Source organism: Aureimonas sp. SA4125 (genome assembly GCF_019973775.1).
In the GTDB taxonomy this organism is placed as follows: Bacteria; Pseudomonadota; Alphaproteobacteria; order Rhizobiales; family Rhizobiaceae; genus Plantimonas.
Map to the genome: position 1 here is coordinate 3342802 of NZ_AP025032.1, position 17574 is coordinate 3360375.

21 protein-coding genes are annotated in these 17574 nt (G+C 68.5%); 8 read left to right on the forward strand and 13 right to left on the reverse strand.

What is annotated here, in order from left to right; translation table 11 throughout:
• Window positions 1–10: 10 nt before the first annotated feature.
• The 8 genes from Sa4125_RS15835 to Sa4125_RS15870 form a co-directional block, all read right to left on the reverse strand.
• Window positions 11–1285 carry a hypothetical protein gene (locus Sa4125_RS15835; protein ID WP_223999332.1) on the reverse strand — a complete coding sequence of 425 codons (1275 nt, stop codon included), beginning with the start codon at window positions 1283–1285 and terminating at the stop codon, window positions 11–13.
• A gap of 155 nt (window positions 1286–1440) precedes the next feature.
• Window positions 1441–2769, reverse strand: a complete 1329-nt coding sequence (locus Sa4125_RS15840; RefSeq protein ID WP_223999333.1) for a BatD family protein — start codon at window positions 2767–2769, stop codon at window positions 1441–1443.
• On the reverse strand, window positions 2766–3614 hold the full coding sequence (locus tag Sa4125_RS15845; protein WP_223999334.1) for a hypothetical protein: 849 nt from the start codon (window positions 3612–3614) through the stop codon (window positions 2766–2768). The genes Sa4125_RS15840 and Sa4125_RS15845 overlap by 4 nt, the downstream gene beginning before the upstream one ends.
• Window positions 3614–4528: a VWA domain-containing protein gene (locus tag Sa4125_RS15850; protein WP_223999335.1), complete on the reverse strand. Its 915-nt coding sequence runs from the start codon at window positions 4526–4528 to the stop codon at window positions 3614–3616. The genes Sa4125_RS15845 and Sa4125_RS15850 overlap by 1 nt, the downstream gene beginning before the upstream one ends.
• Window positions 4525–5496 carry a VWA domain-containing protein gene (locus tag Sa4125_RS15855; protein ID WP_223999342.1) on the reverse strand — a complete coding sequence of 324 codons (972 nt, stop codon included), beginning with the start codon at window positions 5494–5496 and terminating at the stop codon, window positions 4525–4527. The genes Sa4125_RS15850 and Sa4125_RS15855 overlap by 4 nt, the downstream gene beginning before the upstream one ends.
• A 2-nt stretch (window positions 5497–5498) precedes the next feature.
• The gene (locus tag Sa4125_RS15860; RefSeq protein ID WP_223999344.1) at window positions 5499–5957 is read right to left on the reverse strand and encodes a DUF4381 family protein; all 459 of its coding nucleotides are present in this window, start codon (window positions 5955–5957) and stop codon (window positions 5499–5501) included.
• Complete coding sequence (locus tag Sa4125_RS15865) at window positions 5941–6846, reverse strand: DUF58 domain-containing protein (protein ID WP_223999346.1); 906 nt, start codon at window positions 6844–6846, stop codon at window positions 5941–5943. Before Sa4125_RS15865 ends, Sa4125_RS15860 begins: the two co-directional genes overlap by 17 nt.
• A 43-nt stretch (window positions 6847–6889) precedes the next feature.
• Window positions 6890–7843 carry an AAA family ATPase gene (locus Sa4125_RS15870; protein ID WP_223999347.1) on the reverse strand — a complete coding sequence of 318 codons (954 nt, stop codon included), beginning with the start codon at window positions 7841–7843 and terminating at the stop codon, window positions 6890–6892.
• A gap of 252 nt (window positions 7844–8095) precedes the next feature.
• Here Sa4125_RS15870 and Sa4125_RS15875 point away from each other — a divergent pair, with 252 nt between their 5' ends.
• Window positions 8096–8992, forward strand: coding sequence for a CehA/McbA family metallohydrolase (locus Sa4125_RS15875; RefSeq protein ID WP_223999355.1), 897 nt, complete (start codon window positions 8096–8098; stop codon window positions 8990–8992).
• A gap of 254 nt (window positions 8993–9246) precedes the next feature.
• On the opposite strand, the gene Sa4125_RS15880 is transcribed toward Sa4125_RS15875, so the two are convergent.
• On the reverse strand, window positions 9247–9411 hold the full coding sequence (locus Sa4125_RS15880; RefSeq protein WP_223999357.1) for a hypothetical protein: 165 nt from the start codon (window positions 9409–9411) through the stop codon (window positions 9247–9249).
• Between the two features lie 161 nt (window positions 9412–9572).
• Window positions 9573–10295, reverse strand: coding sequence for a phosphonate metabolism transcriptional regulator PhnF (phnF, locus tag Sa4125_RS15885; protein ID WP_223999359.1), 723 nt, complete (start codon window positions 10293–10295; stop codon window positions 9573–9575).
• Between the two features lie 129 nt (window positions 10296–10424).
• On the opposite strand from phnF, the gene phnG reads away from it, so the two are divergent.
• From phnG to Sa4125_RS15900, 3 genes are read left to right on the forward strand one after another with little or no spacing between them, the layout of a single operon-like run.
• Entirely contained in the window at window positions 10425–10898 is a 474-nt protein-coding gene (gene phnG, locus Sa4125_RS15890) for a phosphonate C-P lyase system protein PhnG (protein ID WP_223999361.1), read from the forward strand.
• Complete coding sequence (gene phnH, locus Sa4125_RS15895) at window positions 10898–11533, forward strand: phosphonate C-P lyase system protein PhnH (protein ID WP_223999365.1); 636 nt, start codon at window positions 10898–10900, stop codon at window positions 11531–11533. Before phnG ends, phnH begins: the two co-directional genes overlap by 1 nt.
• Window position 11534: 1 nt before the next feature.
• On the forward strand, window positions 11535–12635 hold the full coding sequence (locus tag Sa4125_RS15900; protein WP_223999367.1) for a carbon-phosphorus lyase complex subunit PhnI: 1101 nt from the start codon (window positions 11535–11537) through the stop codon (window positions 12633–12635).
• A gap of 32 nt (window positions 12636–12667) precedes the next feature.
• Here the strand turns inward: Sa4125_RS15900 and Sa4125_RS15905 are convergent, their stop codons facing one another.
• Complete coding sequence (locus Sa4125_RS15905; protein WP_224007859.1) at window positions 12668–13093, reverse strand: type II toxin-antitoxin system HicB family antitoxin; 426 nt, start codon at window positions 13091–13093, stop codon at window positions 12668–12670.
• Between the two features lie 446 nt (window positions 13094–13539).
• Between Sa4125_RS15905 and Sa4125_RS15915 the strand changes: the two genes are divergently transcribed.
• Window positions 13540–14427 (forward strand): alpha-D-ribose 1-methylphosphonate 5-phosphate C-P-lyase PhnJ, encoded by an 888-nt coding sequence (locus Sa4125_RS15915; RefSeq protein ID WP_223999369.1) that lies wholly within the window; start codon window positions 13540–13542, stop codon window positions 14425–14427.
• 8 nt (window positions 14428–14435) lie between these two features.
• On the opposite strand, the gene Sa4125_RS15920 is transcribed toward Sa4125_RS15915, so the two are convergent.
• Together Sa4125_RS15920 and Sa4125_RS15925 are read right to left on the reverse strand one after the other, a co-directional pair.
• Window positions 14436–14843, reverse strand: a complete 408-nt coding sequence (locus tag Sa4125_RS15920; protein WP_223999371.1) for a type II toxin-antitoxin system HicB family antitoxin — start codon at window positions 14841–14843, stop codon at window positions 14436–14438.
• 63 nt (window positions 14844–14906) lie between these two features.
• Window positions 14907–15110 carry a type II toxin-antitoxin system HicA family toxin gene (locus tag Sa4125_RS15925; RefSeq protein WP_223999373.1) on the reverse strand — a complete coding sequence of 68 codons (204 nt, stop codon included), beginning with the start codon at window positions 15108–15110 and terminating at the stop codon, window positions 14907–14909.
• A 128-nt stretch (window positions 15111–15238) separates the two neighbouring features.
• On the opposite strand from Sa4125_RS15925, the gene phnK reads away from it, so the two are divergent.
• From phnK to Sa4125_RS15940, 3 genes are read left to right on the forward strand one after another with little or no spacing between them, the layout of a single operon-like run.
• Window positions 15239–16027, forward strand: coding sequence for a phosphonate C-P lyase system protein PhnK (gene phnK, locus Sa4125_RS15930; RefSeq protein ID WP_223999381.1), 789 nt, complete (start codon window positions 15239–15241; stop codon window positions 16025–16027).
• A 1-nt stretch (window position 16028) separates the two neighbouring features.
• On the forward strand, window positions 16029–16790 hold the full coding sequence (gene phnL, locus Sa4125_RS15935) for a phosphonate C-P lyase system protein PhnL (protein ID WP_223999383.1): 762 nt from the start codon (window positions 16029–16031) through the stop codon (window positions 16788–16790).
• A complete protein-coding gene (locus Sa4125_RS15940) occupies window positions 16790–17407 on the forward strand; it encodes a DapH/DapD/GlmU-related protein (protein WP_223999385.1) in 618 nt (205 codons plus the stop codon). The genes phnL and Sa4125_RS15940 overlap by 1 nt, the downstream gene beginning before the upstream one ends.
• Window positions 17408–17574: the final 167 nt, after the last annotated feature.

Genomic DNA, 17574 nt, shown 5'->3' on the forward strand with positions numbered 1-17574 from the left:
CGCAGCCCCCTCACCTCAACGCGGTCTTCGGGAAAGGCCCCATCGGCCGGTTCTGCTGAACGATGTCGTCGTCCTCCGCCACCAGCACCTCGCCGTCCTCGGTCGCGCGCAGGCTTCTCTGGATGCGCAGGGCCCGCATCAGCTCGCCCGTGCTCATCTCGCCATGTTCCAACTCGTCGCCCTCCTCGCGGCGGATCACGTCCTGGACGATGCAGAGGATGAAGATCAACACGGCGGGCAGGAGGTCGATGGCGATCGCTCCAGCCCAGGACGGCAGAAAATCGCCGGCATAGCGGATGACGGCTTCGGGCGACGAAAGCGGCGTGAAGCGCAGCGGTTCGACGAGCGGGCGGGCCAGGATCTCGTCGGCGGCGCTGGCGAGCGCAAGACTCTGGGCCTGCACGGCCGTCTCGACCCGCCCGACGACCTCGCTCTGGCGGTTCTGCAGGTCGACATTGGCGCCGCCGGCGACGGGCGCGATGAAGCTCTTGCCGAGATCCTCGGCGGCCCGCTTCACCGATGGCGCGACCGAGGTCTGCTGCAGGGCCGAGATCAGGCCGGAAAGCTGCACCGCCTCCTCGGCATAGGCATTGGCCCGCTCGTCGATCGGCCCGCCCGACGAGACGAGCTCGCGCATGGCGGCGAGGCGCTTGCCGCCCTCGGCAAAAAGCGCATCGACGGCCGTGCGGGAATTGGTGACCTCGCCCTGGAGGCCGGACAGCTGCGCCGACATCTGCGACAGGAGCTGCACGACCGTGCCCGAACCCGACGTGCCGGTGAGCCCGCCGCTCTGGCGCTCGAGATCGGCAAGGCCTGAGAAGCGCTGCGCGGCAAGCTGGATGTCCGGCAGGAGGCTCTGGGCGGCGAGCGCGTTCTCGTTCGCCGCATTGAACTTCTGCTGGTACTCTTCGGTGGTGTTCGACAGGTGCTGTTCGAGGGCGGCGGAGCCCGCCAGCGCCGACGCATTCAGCCACGACGACATCGCCATGATCATCGCCGCGCCGATCAGCATGGCAAGATAGAGCATGCCGCGGCTGCCGGCCTGGCGCACATGCGGCATGAAGCGCATGAGGTAGGACCAGAAGGCGAAGATCGCGACCGACACGGCGGCGGAATAGATGATCGCACCGAGAAAGACGGTCGTCGCCGAGCCGTCGAGGAGTTGGCGCACACCCAGATAGGTGAAGACGCCACTGCCGAGCGCCAGCACCGCGAGCGTCACCTGCGTCGTCGTCTCCAGGCGGTTGATCTGCCCGCGCAGCGTGTAGGAATGCGATGCGCTCATCGGTCTCTCTCAACCCTTGCCGCCGGGCGAAAGCCCCGATCCGGCCGCGATGCCGGTCCGGCAGCGTTAAGAAGAGATTAAGGCTTTCGATAGGCTTGGCGATAGCCCGGAGAGCGCCCCAGGGCGCCCGCGAGAGGCGAAAGCTGGAATCGCGGTTAATTCCCGAAAGGCGATGCCATGCCGGTCGGGGCCTCCTCGGCCGGTCCCCTGGCGAGATCGGCTCGGACGCGCAGAACCGTCGCGGCGATACGCGTCAGCGATGATCCGGCGACGTCAGCCGTTTCCCGGCCGAACAATCCGGCATCGAGGCGGGCGATCGCCTCGGCAACCGCAGGCTCGCCCAGCCAGGCGCGGCCGGCCGTCCCGTCTTCGCGCGCCAGGCGGTAGATCGCCACGCGGAGCGCGGTTGCCTCTCCGCGCCAGGCTGCCGAGCGGACCGCAAGGGTCCGCCGGAAACCGTTCCAGGCCGGGACGAGCCGGCCCACCACCGGTTCGCGGTCGCGCTGCCCGGGCACGAGCAGCAGGGCGATTCCGAAGAGGAAGGCCATCGCACCGGCGAGGAGCCCTGCCAGCGCCGGCGAAAATCCCGTCGCGGCTGGGCTGTCGGTCAAAGGCGTGCCGGGAATGACCATCCCCTCGCCGACATTGGCACCCGGCACGATCGCCTGGCGCATCGCCCGCGAAGCCGTGTCGAACCAAGGCACCAGCACTTCGCGCAGGATCACGGGATCGCCGGTGTGCGGCCGGATGTCGTAGGTGTAGGCGGCATGGGCGACGGGCAGGCCGTCGACGATCTCGGTCCGCCGTTCGACGGGTCCGGGAAAGACCACGAGCCCCGGCGACTGCGTGTCGATCATCGGCGGCAATTGTTCGGCGAGTGTGCCGACCGCGGTGACGTCCACCCGCCGCCGGGTCGTCTCGCCGGCCTTCAGCGCCGTCGGATCGACCGTCCAGCTGTCCTTGATCTCGACCGATCGCGCCGGCAGCCACCAGACGTCCTCGTCCTCGGGCCCGTCCGTCTTGCCGGTCCATTTGCGGATTTCAAGCTGCACCGGCTTCGAGACGGCATCGACCTTCCAGCGTACGCCCTCCGCGTCGATCAGGGTGACATGATGGGTAAAGGGCGGAATGTCGTAGGTCTTGGCCTCGGGCGCGAAGACGGCGATGCGGCGGGTGACGCCGAACCAGTTGGCGGTGCCGATCTTCGTCGGCGCCCAAGTGTCGCGGCCGAGCTGCACCCAGCCGAGCTTTTCGAGCTTCGGCTGTTCCATCTGCTCGGTCGTCGCCCGCGTCTTGAAATAGAAGCGGACCACCATGGTGATCATTTCCTGCGCATAGGCGCCGCCTTCCGGCATCTCGAAACTGACCTCGCCGAAGGCCTCGGGTGGCCTGTCGCCCGCATGGGCCGACGCGGCGCCGAGGCCGACGCCCGCGACGACAGAAAGCCCGAACAGAACCCGGCGGAGCTTCTTCATCGCGCTCACCAGGTGTCTGCCAGCGGGTCGAGGGCGAGCCCCTCACGCTTGCGCCGCTCCATCTCGGCGACGAGCTGCAGTTTCAAAAAGGCGCCGGGATCGTCGGTCAGTGTCTTCAGCCACTGCTTCGTGGCCGGCACCGAGCGCTCCTCGGCGCGCTTCTGCACGTTGCGCTGCATCTCGGCCATGGTGATCACGGCCGCGCTCGCCTGCCCGCCGGAACGGCCGGCACCGCCCGCATCGCCAGCCGAGCCGCGCGCGTCGCCGACGCCGGAGCCGTCGCCCTCGCGCGATTTGCCGAGTCGGGCGACACGGCTGCCGCCGGGCGCCTTGGCCTGCGAATCCGATTCCTTGTCGCCGGCGCGGCCGGCGCCAGAGGTCGCCGTCTCCGAGCCGCCGTCGTTCGGATCGCCGCTCGACCGATCCTTTTCGCCGAAGGCCGCAGCATTCGTCGAGGCGTGCCCGCCGCCCTGCAGGTCGAGCGAGGCCAAAGCGAGGAGGAGCTGCCGGTTGGCGCCGGCATCGGCGACGAGCGAGCGCGTGACATGGTGCGAGGCGAGCGTCCGGTCGTAGGACTCCAGCGCCGCCCCGACATCGCCGAGCCGCGCCAGCGCCTCGCCGCGATTGTAGGTGGAGACCGGGTCCTGCAGCTCGGCAAGCAACTGGGCCGCCCCGACGTAGTCGCCGGCCTGCAGAAGCGCGTAGCCGGCAAAAGCGGGCTGATGGCTGAGGCTTGCCGCGATCCCCGGCATTCCCGCCGCGAGGAAGAGGCGCGCGACGCTCTCGCGGCCCTCCCCCGCAAAAGCGAAGACGGCGGAACAGAGGGCGATCGCCAGGACGAGAAGCATCCGCATCACAGCGCCCTCCGGAACAGCATCAGCGCCGGGAACAGCGCCAGCACCAGCAGCAGCGGCCCGAGATCGAGCCAGGCCAGCGCCTGGAACTCGCTCTCGCCGATCCGCCGCGCGGCATTGTCGGCGAGCGCGGCGGCGAGAGCGTCCGGAGTCTCGGCATCGCCCGAGACGCCGCCGGTCAGGGCCGCCAGCGCCGCGAGCTCGCCCGGATTGCCGTCGCGACCGACGGCCGACGGAGCGGCCAGCGTGTCGATGCGGAAGCCCGCATCGCGGATGCGCAAGGCCGAAGCCCGCGTCTCCTCGCCGAAATGACCGCCGTCGGAGACGAGCAGGATGTCGCCGGCGACGACGCCGGCCCCTTGCAGGAGATCGAGCGCCAGATCGAGCGCCAACGCAGGGCGCGAGCCGGCGACCGGCACGGTCTTGGCATCGAGGCCGAAGATCGTGCGCGACAGCGCAGCGTGGTCCGAGGTGAAGGGACTGCCGAGAAAGGCCTCGCCGGCATAGACGACGAGCGCCGCTTGACGCGTGCCGGAGTTGGCGAGCGCCGTCTGCGCGGCACTGCGCACCGTCTCGAAACCCGCCGCCTCCGCCACCGATTTCGACAGGTCGAAAACCACGACCGTGCCGTCGAGATTGCGAAAACTGTCGATCGCAGGCCGCTCGACGGCGGGGCCGATCAGCGCCACCGCGATCAGCGCGCCCAGCGCCGCCAGCGTCAGGCTGCGCCGTCCCCGCCCGGCGACGACGGCGCCACGCGCCGCGATGGCGTCGAACAATGCGGGGTCGATCACCTTCGTCCAGCCGCCGAGCGCGGCAACCCGCCGGGCCGCGAGGCCCGCCAGGACGAGGACCAGCGGCAGAGCCAGAAACCAGAACGGCCGGAGCAGGCCGAATTCGCCGACCGCGATCATCGCCGTCCTCTCCGGCCGAGCATCATCAGCCCGGAGATGCCGAGCGCCAGCGCGCCGGGATAGGGCCAGAGGCTGGCATGGACGATCGTCGCGGGCGCGTCGCTTGGGCTTGTCTCCAGCGCATCGATCGAGGCCATGACCTCGGTCAGCTGCTCGGTGGTGCGCACGCGGTAGGCGGTGCCCCCCGCCTCGGCCGCGATGCCCGACAGCGTCGCGACGTCGACGCCCTCGTCGCCGCGCTGGCCCTGTCCGAGATCGATCGGCCCCATGGCGATGGTGTCGACGCGGATGCCGAGCGTTCTGGCCAGTTCCGCCGCCGAGCCCGGCTGCACGGTCCCGGCATTCTGAGCGCCGTCGGACAGAAGGATCACGATCTTCGACCGCGCATCGCTGTCGGAGAGCTTCTTCAAGGCGAGACCCAGCCCTTCGCCGATGGCGGTAGAGCGGCCGGCAAGGCCGACATCGAGGCTGTCGACGATCTTCGCCACCGCCGCGACGTCGAAGCTCAGGGGCGCGGCGACATAGGCCCGCTCGCCGAAGATCACGAGACCGATACGGTCCCCGGCGCGGCCGAGGACGAAGGTCCGCGCCAGGGTTTTCAACACGTCCATGCGCCGGCGTTTCTCGCCGGCCACCTCGAAGTCCGGCCGCTCCATGGAGCCGGAGACGTCGAGCGAGAGCACGATGTCGCGGCCGGAAGCGGGCGCGGCGGGCGCGGCCGTCACCGTGCGTGGACCGGCGATGGCGAGGACCAGCAGGATCCACAGCAGCCAGGACAGAACGAGGCGCCGCTTCTGCGAGGAGAGGACCGCCTGCCCGTCGGCGAAATCGGCGACGAGCGTCTCCGGCACACGCAGCGCGCCGCCCGCCTCGCCCGAGGGCGACAGAAAGCGCATGGCGAGAAACGGCAGCGGCAGCAGCAGAAAGGCCAGCGGCCAGGCGAAGTCGAAGGCGGAGGGCGCGACCATCGTCAGGCCCTGATGCCGCGGAAGAGGCTTTCCAGCCCCGCGCCGATGTCCTCGGCTTCCGATGCGCCGCCCGGCGCATAGAGCGCCGTGGTCAACCGGCGTCCCGGACCCGCGGTGAAAAAGTCGGTGCCGAACTGCCGGTCGCAGGCGGTGGCGAAGTCGGGCCCGGCGAGAGCGGCGGCCGTCCCGTCCCGCGCCACCACCATCTTGCGCAGGAGCCGCGCCTCGGCCACCACCGCCGCCTCCGGCGGCAGCGACCGCGCGGCGGCGAGTTCGGCGAGGACGTTCATCCGAACCCGGCGCCGACCCTTGATCCGTGTCGGCCAGAGAAGCGCCACCACCAGCGCCAGCAGAAGGCCGAGCGCGATGGGCAAAGCGAGGTCGCCGAGCGTCAGCGCGCTGGCGGCCGGCGGCAGATGCGGCGGCCGGAGCGCGGCGAGGATCTTATCGGCGTCTTGCATCGAAGCCCTCGATCAGACCGGCGAGATCCAGCGGCGGCAGCGCGGCGTCGACGAGGAGCGCGCGGGCGCCGAGAAGCTCCAGCCGCCGGAGCCGCCGGTCGACGTCGCGCGTCGAGGGGAGCCCGCGGATCTCGCCCATTTCGCGCCGGCCGTCCGCCGAGAGATAGGGATAGCTGCCCTCCGGCGTCTCGATCTCGAAGGCATCGGCGACCAGAAGGACGTCGATGGCGGCCTTGTGCGCGATATCGCGCATGACCGCGTCGAACTCGGCACCCGGATGATCGAGCGCGGTGGCGACGAGCAGCGTACCGTCATGCGGCAGGGCGCGGGCGGCGGATTCGAGGATCGCGGCGAGCGGCGGATCCTCGACGGGACCGGGCGCGGCCAGCGCGGCAGCATGGGCCGCAGCGAGCCGCCCGGCAACGGCCTTCATCGCGCGGTCGCCGGCGCCGGGCCGGTGGAAGAAGCTCTGGCGCCCCGTTCCGGCGAAGACGCCGACACGGCCGCCCTGCCCCGCGACGCGCCAGCCGGCAAGCGTCAGGGCCTCCGCCGCCGCCACCGAGCGAAAGGCGCGTTTGGTGCCAAAGAGCATGGACGGCCGAAAATCGGCCACGAGCAGAACCGAGCGCTCGCGCTCGTCGCGAAAGGTGCGCACATGCAGCCGGCCGGTGCGCGCCGTGGTGTTGCGGTCGATGTGGCGGACGTCGTCGCCATACATGAAGGGACGGATGTCGTCGGTCTCCAGCCCTCGGCCACGCCGGCGCGTGACGATGCCGCCCGGCAGCATCATCGTGCGTGCCCCCGACCCGGCCTCGCCGGCCTCGATGAGGTGGCGCATCCACAACAGGTGCTCGGTCGCAAGGCTGGTTCCGGAAGGGCCAGGTCCCATCCCTCCGGGCCCCGCCCCGCTCGCGCTGTCCACGGCGCGGCCCTCAGAGCGGCCTGACATGGTCGAGCAGCATGGCGATCACCCCGCGCGGCGTCGCGCCATCGGCGCTGGCGCGCCAGGTCAGCAGCGTGCGGTGCGCCAGGATGTCGGGCGCCAGTTCCGACACGTCCTCGGGCATGACGTAGTCACGACCCTGGAGATAGGCCCGCGCCTTGGCGGCGGCGGCGAGCGCCAGCGTGCCGCGCGGCGAGGCCGGGTGCTCGATCGCCTTGCCGATGTCGGAATCCTTCGGCGCGCTGCGGGGCGCGGTGACGAGGCGGACGATGAAATCCTTGATCGCCGGCGAAAGGTGCACCGCCATCGCCGCCTCGCGCGCCGCGCGCACCTCGGCCAGCGTCAGCTTCATCGCCATGGCGCCGGAATGCATGACCGTCTCCGCCTCGACGAGATCGAGAATGCGCCGCTCGGCGGCGGCATCGGGCAGGCCGACGACGACATGCATGAGAAACCGGTCGAGCTGCGCCTCGGGCAGCGGAAACGTGCCTTCCTGGTCGATCGGATTTTGCGTGGCGACGACCATGAACGGGTCGGGCAGCCGGTGCGTCTCGCCGCCCGCGGTCACCTGGCCCTCCGCCATGGCCTCCAGCAGCGCCGACTGCACTTTCGGCGGCGCGCGGTTGATCTCGTCGACGAGAACGAGGGAGGCGAAGACGGGGCCCGGCGCGAACTCGAAGCCGCCGCGGTCGGGCTGCCAGATCGGCGTTCCCGTGATGTCGGCCGGCATCAGGTCGGGCGTGCACTGGATGCGGTGGAAGGTGCTTTCGAGGCCCTCGGCCAGGCGCTTGACGGCGCGTGTCTTGGCAAGACCCGGCATGCCTTCGACGAGGAGATGGCCACCGGAGAGAAGCCCGATCAGGAGGCGCTCGACCAGCGCCTCGCAGCCGATCAACCCGTCCTGCAGGCCGTTCTTGAGCGCTGCGATGCGATCGCGGGTCATATCCGCGCCGCCCTCGGGCCGCGCGATCAAAGTCTGCGAATTCAATGCCTCGCCTCCTCCCGGGTGCCCAGTCCGGAGCTCTGGCTTACGAAGGGAATCGACGGTCGTCAACCTGAAGCAAAACGTCTCGCGCGATCGTCATGCCGGGCTGCGGCGACGCGGCCCGTGTGCGCTCGCGTGGGATGTTAGTCCGTCATGACGCCGACAAGGAGCCTCGCTAAGGTCCGCCGCATCAGCAGAATCGGAGCATGCATGGGACAGACCGCCTTCACCAATCCCGGGCAATTCTATAGGGGCAACATCCATACCCATTCGACCGCCTCGGACGGCGTGCGCACACCGGAAGAGGTTTGCCGTACCTATCGCGAGGCGGGCTACGACTTCCTCTGCCTCTCCGATCACTTCATGGAGCGCTTCGGCTTCCCCGTCGTCGACACCACGGCCTATCGAACCGCGGACTTCACCACGATCTTCGGCGCGGAGATCCACGCGCTTCAGAACAGCCATGGCGAGCTCTGGCATCTCCTGGCCTGCGGCCTGCCCCTGGACTTCGAAAAGCTCGGTGATGGCGAGGATGCGGTGTCTCTCGCCAAGCGGGCGGTCGCGGCCGGCGCCTTTCTCGGCATCGCCCATCCGCAGTGGTCGCAGCTGACCATCGAGGACGGTCGGCAGATGGCCGGCATTGCCCATTCCGTCGAGGTCTACAATACCGGCTGCCATCTCGAATGCGACCGGCCCGACGGCACGGCCCTTCTCGACGCGCTCCTGTCGGAAGGTCATCGCCTGACCGGTTACGCCGCCGACGACGCGCATTTCAAGAGCCATGACTATCTCGGCGGCTGGATGATGGTGAAGGCGGAAGCCAACGAGCCGGAAGCGCTGCTTTCGGCGATGAAGGCCGGCGCCTTCTACTCCTCGCGCGGCCCGGTGATCGAGAACATCGTCGTCGCCGGCAAGATGATCAGCGTCGACTGCGCGCCCGCCGCCGGCGTCGCCATCGTCGGCCGCGGCAGCCGCGCCGAGTACGTCGGCGGCGAGGCGCTCACCCATGCCGACCTGCCGATCGAGCGCTTCACCGGCGACTGGTGCCGCGTCGTGGTGATGGACGAGGCCGGCAAGCAGGCCTGGTCGAACCCGATCTGGCTGTAGGTCAATCTCGAAGGGAATAGGCTGACGAGCGGGTCTATCCGCGGACGTCAGGCGGCTTCCTGGCGCGACCCTCGCAGGCTCGTCAGCCCGGCCTTGAGCCGGGCCTCATGCCGAGGCACTCTCCCAATCCTTCGGTTCAGGAGGGGGTCGACGGCGCTCGACCCGGCTCGGAAATTTCGACTTCATCCCGGTTCAAGCCCGGGAGGACGGAGGCACATGAGGAATTCGTCTCTGTCACGAAGCCCGCAGCACCCTCAGTCCAGCATCCAGAACACCGCTCCCAGCACGATCGCGAACACCGCAATCGAGCCGATCATGCGCACGGTGCCATCGGTCATGTTGGCATCGAAGATATAGTCCATGAACGGCGGCCACGGCTTGCCGATGCGCTGGTTGGGTTCGTCCGGCAGCTTTTCCATCGTTGCTCCTTGCATTTCCGGCTGGTCACGAGTCGTAAGATCCTGTCGCGGTGCCGTTCAGCCGAACATCCCCGGCCGACGAAGGGTTCCTGCCGATGCCGCCGTCCGGGCACCTGGCACGATCTCCGCCTGGGTGTTCCGCACCGAGGACGGGCGGACGCTCAGGTCCGGAACACCATCTCGATCCGGTCCGCCAGGAATCGCGCACGCGAAAACTGGATCGGCTGGTGCTCCGTGTCGAGATTGACCGAGTCGGTGACCAGCACCACGGCGTCCGCGGGACAGGCGAGATGCTCGGCGTCGCGGGCCGAGACCCTGGCGGCGGAGACTCGGGTTTCCTTGCGTCGGTAGTCGTCGACACCTTCGGCCGCGAGCGCCCTTGTGATCGAGCCGGTCTCGGCATAGGCGGCGATGATGCCGGGAAAGCGCTCGGCCGGAAACCAGGACGTGGCGATCGACATCGGCAGGCCGTCGGCGACGTTCAGCGTTTCCAGCCGGTGCAGCGGCGCGCCGGGCTTCAGCCCCAGCTCCCCGGCGATCGCTGCCGTCGCCGGCTCGCGTCCCGAGGAGATCAGCCGGCCGGCGGGCTGGCGCGACTGGCTGGTGATGTTCTCCGAGAACCGCGTCCGCGCGCCGACGGGATAGGCGATTCGCGCCGGCCGGCGCTCGACGAAGGTGCCGCGACCGCGCTCGGCCCGCACGATGCCTTCGGCCTGCAGGACCGCGATCGCCCGCCGCACCGTGTGGCGGTTGACCTGGAACCGATCGGCCAGCACCGCCTCGACCGGTAGCTGGTCCATCGCCCCCTCGCTGTCGGCGATCATGGCCCGGATCGCGTCCGCCACCTTGCGCCAACGGGCAATGCCCTCATCCCCTGCGATCACTGGCCTGTCCCTCTCTCGTCCGCGAAATTCCGTGAAATGCAGCGAGTGTCATTGTGCTGTCACGGCTTTGCCGGTAGATACCAGACATCAGATGTAGATGTCTATACAAATAGACAAATAGGGACAGACATGGCAGATGCTTCTCCCGGCCAGCAGACGCTAGACATCGCAAGGCGACGGCGCGCCATGGCGGCCTTCGCGATCGCCGACACCGCCGTCCTCGCCGCCGGCTGGCGGGCCATTGGCGGCAGCATGCGGGCGACGGCGTTGCGCGGGCCCGAAGCCGGTCTGGTGATGCTGCGCGGGCGCATCGGTGGCGGTGGCGCGCCGTTCAATCTCGGCGAGGCGAGCGTCACCCGGGCAACGGTGCGGCTCGGCTCCGGCGAAGTCGGCCACGCCATGGTGCTCGGCCGCGACCTGGCGCGGGCGGAACTGGCCGCGATCCTCGATGCCGCCTTCCAGCGGCCGGAATGGCGCGAGCGCATCGGCGCCGAGATCGTCGAGCCGGTCCTGGCGGCGCAAGCCCAGGACGACCGGCAGCGTGCCGAGGAGACGCAGGCGACGCGCGTCGACTTCTTCACCGTCGTCAGAGGAGAAGACTGATGAGCACGTCCGAGAGTAATGGCAACGACCGCGCCTCTTCGCGCAGCGGCGTCGATGGCGGCTTCACCAATCCGGTCTTCGATTCCCAGGCGATATTCGCGGGCGTGATGCAGGCGATGTCGCGACCCGGCACCCCGGTCGATCTCGGGTCCCGCGTCCGGGCGCCGCATGTCCTGGCGCCGGCGGCCGCCAGCATTCTCGCCGCGCTCGCCGACTACGACACGCCGGTCTGGCTCGACGAGGGCCTGCGCCACGACGGCGAGGCGGGTCGCTGGGTCTCCTTCCAGACCGGCGCGATTCTCGTCGCCGATCCTGCCAGGGCCCGCTTTGCCGTCTGTTCGGCTCGGGCAGACGTACCGAATCTCAGCACATTCGCGATCGGCACCCCGGACTATCCCGATCGCTCGGCGACCCTCATCGTGATGCTGGAATCGCTCGACGGCGGGCCGGCGCTGCGGCTTTCCGGTCCCGGCATCGAGACATCAGCGCGCATCGCGCCAAAGTCGCTGTCCCCCGTCTTCTTCGCCGACTGGGCGATCAACAACGCCCTCTTTCCCCGCGGCGTCGACGTCCTCCTCGTCGCCGGCAGCCAGGTCATCGGCCTGCCGCGCACGACGAAAATCCGGAGCGCCTGAGATGTACGTCGCCGTCAAGGGTGGCGAGGCCGCCATCGCCAATGCCCATCAGCTGCTCGCCGACCGGCGCCGCGGCGACCGCACCGTTCCGGCGCTGTCGCTGGAGCAGATCGCCGGACAGTTCTCGCTGGGAATCGACCGGGTGATGGCCGAGGGCTCGCTCTACGACGTCGAACTCGCCGCCATGGCCGTGCGCCAGTCGCGCGGCGATCTCATCGAGGCGATCTTCCTCCTGCGCGCCTATCGCACGACACTGCCGCGCTTCGGCGCCGCCGTCCCGCTCGACACCGGCAAGATGGCGATCGAGCGGCGCATCTCGGCGACCTACAAGGATCTGCCGGGCGGGCAGCTGCTGGGGCCCACCTTCGATTACACCCACCGCCTGATCGATCCGGCCATGGCCGGCGACGATCCGGTCGAGGCCGGCCTTCGCCGTCCCCTCCAACCGGGCGACGCCCCTTGCCCGAGGGTCACCGACCTTCTCGGCGACGAGGGCCTGATCGAGCCGGATGCCGCGGCGGAGGGCCCCGAGCCCGGCGACCTGACACGCGAGCCACTGGAATTTCCCGCCGGGCGCGACCTGCGCCTGCAGGCCCTCGCCCGCGGCGACGAGGGGTTCCTCCTGTCGCTCGCCTATTCGACCCAGCGCGGCTACGCCCGCACCCATCCCTTCGTCGGCGAGATCCGCATCGGCCTCGTCGAGGTCGAGGTCGACATGCCCGAGCTCGGCTTTGCCGTGCCGATCGGGCGCGTGCGCCTCACCGAATGCCAGATGGTCAACCAGTTCAAGGGCTCGGCCAGGGAGCCGCCGCAGTTCACCCGCGGCTACGGCCTCGTCTTCGGGCAGTCCGAGCGCAAGGCGATGGCGATGAGCCTCGTCGACCGGGCGCTGAGGGCGGACGAGTTCGGCGAGGAGCGAACCGCCCCGGCGCAGGACGAGGAGTTCGTCATCGCCCATTCCGACAACGTCCAGGCGACCGGCTTCGTCGAGCACCTGAAGCTGCCGCACTACGTCGACTTCCAGGCCGAGCTCGACCTCGTCCGCCGGATGCGCGCCGAGCATGCCGCAGCCGCAGATGATCTCAAGGATGCAGCGGAATGAATGGTCAAGAACGGGTCGAGAAATCGACGAGGTCAGGCGGCGATTGTCTCGATCACCACGCGCCGGCCGAGCAAGACAAGCGTTGTCTCCAACATGGCGAGCTTGGTCGGATGGTCCGGGTCGAGAATTCGGCGCACCAGCTTCTCGTCCTTGCCAAGCCGCCGCGCCAGTTCAGCCTGGCTGATGCCGCTGTCCCGGAATGCTTCGCAGACGGCAAGTTTCATCGCGTCGCTTGCCCCGACGGGGATGGCGAAGTCGCCTCCGGCATCGGAAGCGGCCGGCAGGTTTCGGCCGTCGCGCAACGCCCACCGCAAGGCAATGCCGAGAACTTCGCTCGCTCCGGCAATCGCCGCGTCACGCGTGGCCGCGCCGCTGATCGCCTCCGGCACATCAGGAAAGGTCACGACGAAACCGCCTTCAGGATCAGCTTCCAGTCGGGCGGGATAGATCAGGCGCATGGCGTTTCCTTCTCTCTCGATGCCAAGCTGGCGCTTGATCGTTCTGACATGCAGCGGGCCGAGGTCGCCGGACTGAATGATCGTCCGCCTTTCGCCGAGGGTCACGCGATAGTGGCTTCCTTTGCCAAGCTTGGTGTCGACCTCGAACTTCAGCTAGTGCGCTCGGGCAAAGGCGCGCAATTCCCGCAACAAGGCTTCGCGCGTCATCGCGTCACTTCCCGACAGGGCCCGCCCTCCGGACATTATTGTACGGATCAGCCTGACGAGCAAATATTCTCTGGACGGCGATGCGGCCCCCTAGCGGTCTCCTCGCTTCAGAAAATACCAGGCCGCGGCGAAACCGCAGAGGACCACGGCCAATTCGCCGAGGGCGATCCAGCTGCCTTCCATTCTCGTCTTCCTTCGCGCTTCGCCGCGGCTTCGATCCTGACAGAAGGCCCGGTACGATGACGGCGGCGCTTCCCACCTACAACTTCGCCTATCTCGACGAGCAGACCAAGCGGATGATCCGCCGCGCGATCCTGAAGGCGATCGCCATTCCCGGCTACCAGGTACCGTTTGCCGCGCGCGAAATGCCGATGCCCTATGGCTGGGGCACCGGCGGCGTGCAGGTGACGGCGGCCATCCTCGGGCCGGACGACGTCCTGAAGGTGATCGACCAGGGCGCCGACGACACCACCAACGCCGTCTCGATCCGCGCCTTCTTCGAAAAGACCGCTGGTGTCGCGACGACGACGAGGACGGGCGATGCCACCATCATCCAGACCCGCCACCGCATTCCGGAGATGCCGCTGAAGGAGGGCCAGACGCTCGTCTACCAGGTGCCGATCCCCGAACCCCTGCGCTTTCTCGAGCCGCGCGAGACCGAGACGCGGATGATGCATGCGCTCGAGGAATACGGGCTGATGCATGTGAAGCTCTATGAGGACATCGCCCGCCACGGCCACATCGCCACGACCTACGCCTATCCCGTCAAGATCGAGGGTCGCTACGTCATGGACCCCTCGCCGATCCCGAAATTCGACAATCCGAAGATGCACAGGAGCCCCGCCTTGCAGCTCTTCGGCGCGGGCCGCGAAAAGCGCATCTACGCCCTTCCACCTTTCACCAACGTCGTCAGCCTCGACTTCGAGGACCACCCCTTCGAGATCCAGCATTTCGAGAAACCCTGCGCGCTCTGCGCGGCCCGCGGCGTCTATCTCGACGAGGTGATCACCGACGACCGGGGCGGACGCATGTTCGTCTGCTCCGACACCGATCATTGTGAGACGCGGCGGGCCGAGGGGCATGCCGGCGATGGCGGGCCGGACAGTTATGAGGAGGCGGCGGAGTGAAGTCGCACTCAGCTCTTATATGCCAGTCGCTCCCGCGCGGCCGATGCCAGGAAGCCCGACCGCGTCTCACCGAGTGCCCTGGCGCGCCGGTCGATGCGGTCGACCAGCGTCTCGTCCATCGAAATATTCAGGCGGACCGACCGACCTGGCAGATCGACATCAACAAGGGCCACCGCGGCCGCATCGCCAAAATCCTCGGCAAAGGCCGGATCGGCCTGCAGAACGTCGAGTGTCCGCAAGACGGGCATGGACCGAGTCTCCTCGACCATTGCCTCGATGTGGCTCGCCAGCGCTTCGCGGCCCCGCTCCATCACCTCGGCCATAGTCTCGCCCAGCGAACTCGCGCCCGGAAAGTCCGGAAAGGAGATCCCGTAGGTGCCAGGTTCTCCATGCACCAGTGCGACAACCACACTCATCCCGCGTTTCCTTCGTTCTCCGCTGCTCGGCTCCGCCACCCCCACCGAGCCGATGCGAACGGATCACCACTTCCAGCCGGCGGCGCGATAGATCGCCCGCAACGTGCCGATCGGGATTTCTCGCTTGCCTATATCAAGCGTCACGATCGGCGAACCGGTCTTGACGAAGTTTACATGGTCGCCCCTGCCCGGCCGCCGCACATAACCTTCCATCAGAAGCCGTTTCGCAATGTCACGCGGGCTTTCGACCGCCCGTTTCGCACTCATCGCGCCCCCAGTTGTTATGCACTTAATACACAATATTCAGCTGGTGTCGAGAGTCCGACTTGCTTCAGATTCGATCGGACCGACGCTCGGTCCATCCATTTCACGCGCCACACTCTGGAGTCCGGCGGATGACCAGCTCTTTCAAAGAAACTCCCATCCTCTCCGTCCGCCACCTCACCAAAACCTACGGCGGACGCATCGGCTGCGAGGACATCTCGCTTGACGTCTGGCCGGGCGAGGTGCTGGCGATCGTCGGCGAGAGCGGGTCGGGCAAGACGACGCTGCTCAACTGCATCTCGGCCCGGCTGCCGCGCACCTCGGGCGCCGTGCTCTACCGCATGCGCGACGGCGAAACGCGCGATCTCGATGCGCTGACCGAGGCCGAGCGGCGGTTTCTCGCCCGCACCGACTGGGGTTTCGTGCATCAGAACCCGGCGGACGGGCTGCGCATGCGCGTCTCGGCCGGGGCCAATGTCGGCGAGCGACTGATGGCGGTGGGCGAGCGGCATTACGGCCAGATCCGCGAGACCGCGACCGACTGGCTCGGCCGCGTCGAGATCGCCGGCGACCGCATCGACGACCAGCCGGTCGCCTTTTCCGGCGGCATGCGCCAGCGGCTGCAGATCGCCCGCAACCTCGTCACCCGGCCGCGCCTCGTCTTCATGGACGAGCCGACCGGCGGCCTCGACGTTTCGGTGCAGGCCCGTCTCCTCGATCTCCTGCGCCAGCTCGTCGCCGATCTCGGCCTGGCGGTGGTGATCGTCACCCACGACCTCGCCGTGGCGCGGCTCCTGTCGCAGCGGATGATCGTCATGAAGGACGGGCACGTCATCGAGTCCGGTCTCACCGACCGCGTGCTCGACGATCCCCAGCACGCCTATACGCAACTCCTCGTCGCCTCGATCCCGGAGAGCTGAGATGACCGACACCGTTTACCGGACCATCGAAGCCGGTCGGGAAGCCGCTTTCCCGGGCGGCCCCGTCCTCTCGGTCGAGAACGTTAGAAAATCCTTCACCGTGCACCTGCGCGGCGGCATCACCCTGCCCGTCGTCGAGAACGTCTCCTTTGCGCTTCATCCGGGTGAATGCGCCGTGCTCGGCGGTCCCTCGGGCGTCGGCAAGTCGTCGATCCTGCGAATGGTCTACGGCAACTATGCCGTCGACGGCGGCCGTATCCTCGTCGTCGACGGCGAGGACCGGATGGCCGATCTCGCCTCGGGCGATCCGCGCCTCGTGATGCGACTTCGGCGCGAGAGCATCGGCTATGTCAGCCAGTTCCTGCGCGCGGTGCCGCGCGTGCCGGCGCTCGACGTCGTCGCCGAGCCGCTCTTTGCCCGCGGCGTCGATGCCGGGGCAGCCCGCGAGCGGGCCGGCGACCTCCTGGCGCGGCTGAACCTGCCGAAGGCGCTGTTCGACCTGCCGCCCGCGACCTTTTCCGGGGGCGAGAAGCAGCGGGTGAACATTGCCCGCGGCTTCATCACCGATCACCGCATCCTCCTCCTCGACGAACCGACGGCCTCGCTCGATGCCGCCAACCGCGACGTCGTCGCCGCGATGATCGAGGACAAGCTCGCCCGGGGCGTCGCGATCCTCGGCATCTTTCACGACAGGGAAGTGCGCGCCCGCGTCGCGACGCGCGTGATCGACGTCACCGGCTTTTCCGTCAGAAAGGCCGCGTGATGGCCCGCCTCTCGGCCGACACCCCGCACATCCACCCGACCGCCGCGGTCGAAACCACCGTTCTCGGCCGCTATGTCGAGATCGGCGAGCGCTGCCGCGTCGCCGAGACGACGCTCGGCGACTATTCCTACCTGATGGAGGATTGCGCCGTCTGGGGCACGGTGATCGGCAAGTTCGCCAACATCGCCGCCTCGGTACGCCTCAACGCCACGCACCATCCGATGAACAGGGCGACGCTGCATCACTTCACCTACCGCGCCGGCGACTATTTCGACGATGCCGAGAACGAGGTGGATTTCTTCGCCGCGCGGCGGGCGCGGGAAGTGCGGATCGGCCACGACGTCTGGATCGGCCATGGCGCGACCGTCCTGCCGGGCGTCTCGATCGGCAATGGCGCGGTCGTCGGCTCCGGCGCCGTCGTAACGAAGGACGTCGCGCCCTACACCATTGTCGGCGGTGTTCCGGCCAGGCTCATACGGCCACGCTTCGCACCGGGGATCGCCGTGCGGATGGATCGGCTCGCGTGGTGGGACTGGCCGCATGAGCGGCTGCGCGAAACGCTCGACGATTTTCGCAGCCTCGACGCAGCGAGATTTCTCGACCGTTACGAGAACTGAGACGCCGCCGTCGCCTCGGCAATCGACCGCCACCCCAGGCAACAGGCCAGCCAATCCGGCCTCCCTGTCATCTTCGCAAAACCAGCGTGCCGCGCCCCGCGCAGCCGCACCGCATCCTTGCGTTTATCTCTTGATATAACTGCCTATTTCGACGTCATCGAACGGTC

What these genes read in the sequence shown, in the direction of transcription:
- Sa4125_RS15835 (WP_223999332.1), bottom strand. Translation starts at nt 1,285, where the DNA reads ATGAGCGCATCGCATTCCTACACGCTGCGCGGGCAGATCAACCGCCTG.
- Sa4125_RS15845 (WP_223999334.1), bottom strand. Translation starts at nt 3,614, where the DNA reads ATGCGGATGCTTCTCGTCCTGGCGATCGCCCTCTGTTCCGCCGTCTTC.
- Sa4125_RS15850 (WP_223999335.1), bottom strand. Translation starts at nt 4,528, where the DNA reads ATGATCGCGGTCGGCGAATTCGGCCTGCTCCGGCCGTTCTGGTTTCTG.
- Sa4125_RS15855 (WP_223999342.1), bottom strand. Translation starts at nt 5,496, where the DNA reads ATGGTCGCGCCCTCCGCCTTCGACTTCGCCTGGCCGCTGGCCTTTCTG.
- Sa4125_RS15860 (WP_223999344.1), bottom strand. Translation starts at nt 5,957, where the DNA reads ATGCAAGACGCCGATAAGATCCTCGCCGCGCTCCGGCCGCCGCATCTG.
- Sa4125_RS15865 (WP_223999346.1), bottom strand. Translation starts at nt 6,846, where the DNA reads ATGGGACCTGGCCCTTCCGGAACCAGCCTTGCGACCGAGCACCTGTTG.
- Sa4125_RS15870 (WP_223999347.1), bottom strand. Translation starts at nt 7,843, where the DNA reads ATGACCCGCGATCGCATCGCAGCGCTCAAGAACGGCCTGCAGGACGGG.
- Sa4125_RS15875 (WP_223999355.1), top strand. Translation starts at nt 8,096, where the DNA reads ATGGGACAGACCGCCTTCACCAATCCCGGGCAATTCTATAGGGGCAAC.
- Sa4125_RS15880 (WP_223999357.1), bottom strand. Translation starts at nt 9,411, where the DNA reads ATGGAAAAGCTGCCGGACGAACCCAACCAGCGCATCGGCAAGCCGTGG.
- phnG (WP_223999361.1), top strand. Translation starts at nt 10,425, where the DNA reads ATGGCAGATGCTTCTCCCGGCCAGCAGACGCTAGACATCGCAAGGCGA.
- phnH (WP_223999365.1), top strand. Translation starts at nt 10,898, where the DNA reads ATGAGCACGTCCGAGAGTAATGGCAACGACCGCGCCTCTTCGCGCAGC.
- Sa4125_RS15900 (WP_223999367.1), top strand. Translation starts at nt 11,535, where the DNA reads ATGTACGTCGCCGTCAAGGGTGGCGAGGCCGCCATCGCCAATGCCCAT.
- Sa4125_RS15905 (WP_224007859.1), bottom strand. Translation starts at nt 13,093, where the DNA reads ATGCGCCTGATCTATCCCGCCCGACTGGAAGCTGATCCTGAAGGCGGT.
- Sa4125_RS15915 (WP_223999369.1), top strand. Translation starts at nt 13,540, where the DNA reads ATGACGGCGGCGCTTCCCACCTACAACTTCGCCTATCTCGACGAGCAG.
- Sa4125_RS15920 (WP_223999371.1), bottom strand. Translation starts at nt 14,843, where the DNA reads ATGAGTGTGGTTGTCGCACTGGTGCATGGAGAACCTGGCACCTACGGG.
- Sa4125_RS15925 (WP_223999373.1), bottom strand. Translation starts at nt 15,110, where the DNA reads ATGAGTGCGAAACGGGCGGTCGAAAGCCCGCGTGACATTGCGAAACGG.
- phnK (WP_223999381.1), top strand. Translation starts at nt 15,239, where the DNA reads ATGACCAGCTCTTTCAAAGAAACTCCCATCCTCTCCGTCCGCCACCTC.
- phnL (WP_223999383.1), top strand. Translation starts at nt 16,029, where the DNA reads ATGACCGACACCGTTTACCGGACCATCGAAGCCGGTCGGGAAGCCGCT.
- Sa4125_RS15940 (WP_223999385.1), top strand. Translation starts at nt 16,790, where the DNA reads ATGGCCCGCCTCTCGGCCGACACCCCGCACATCCACCCGACCGCCGCG.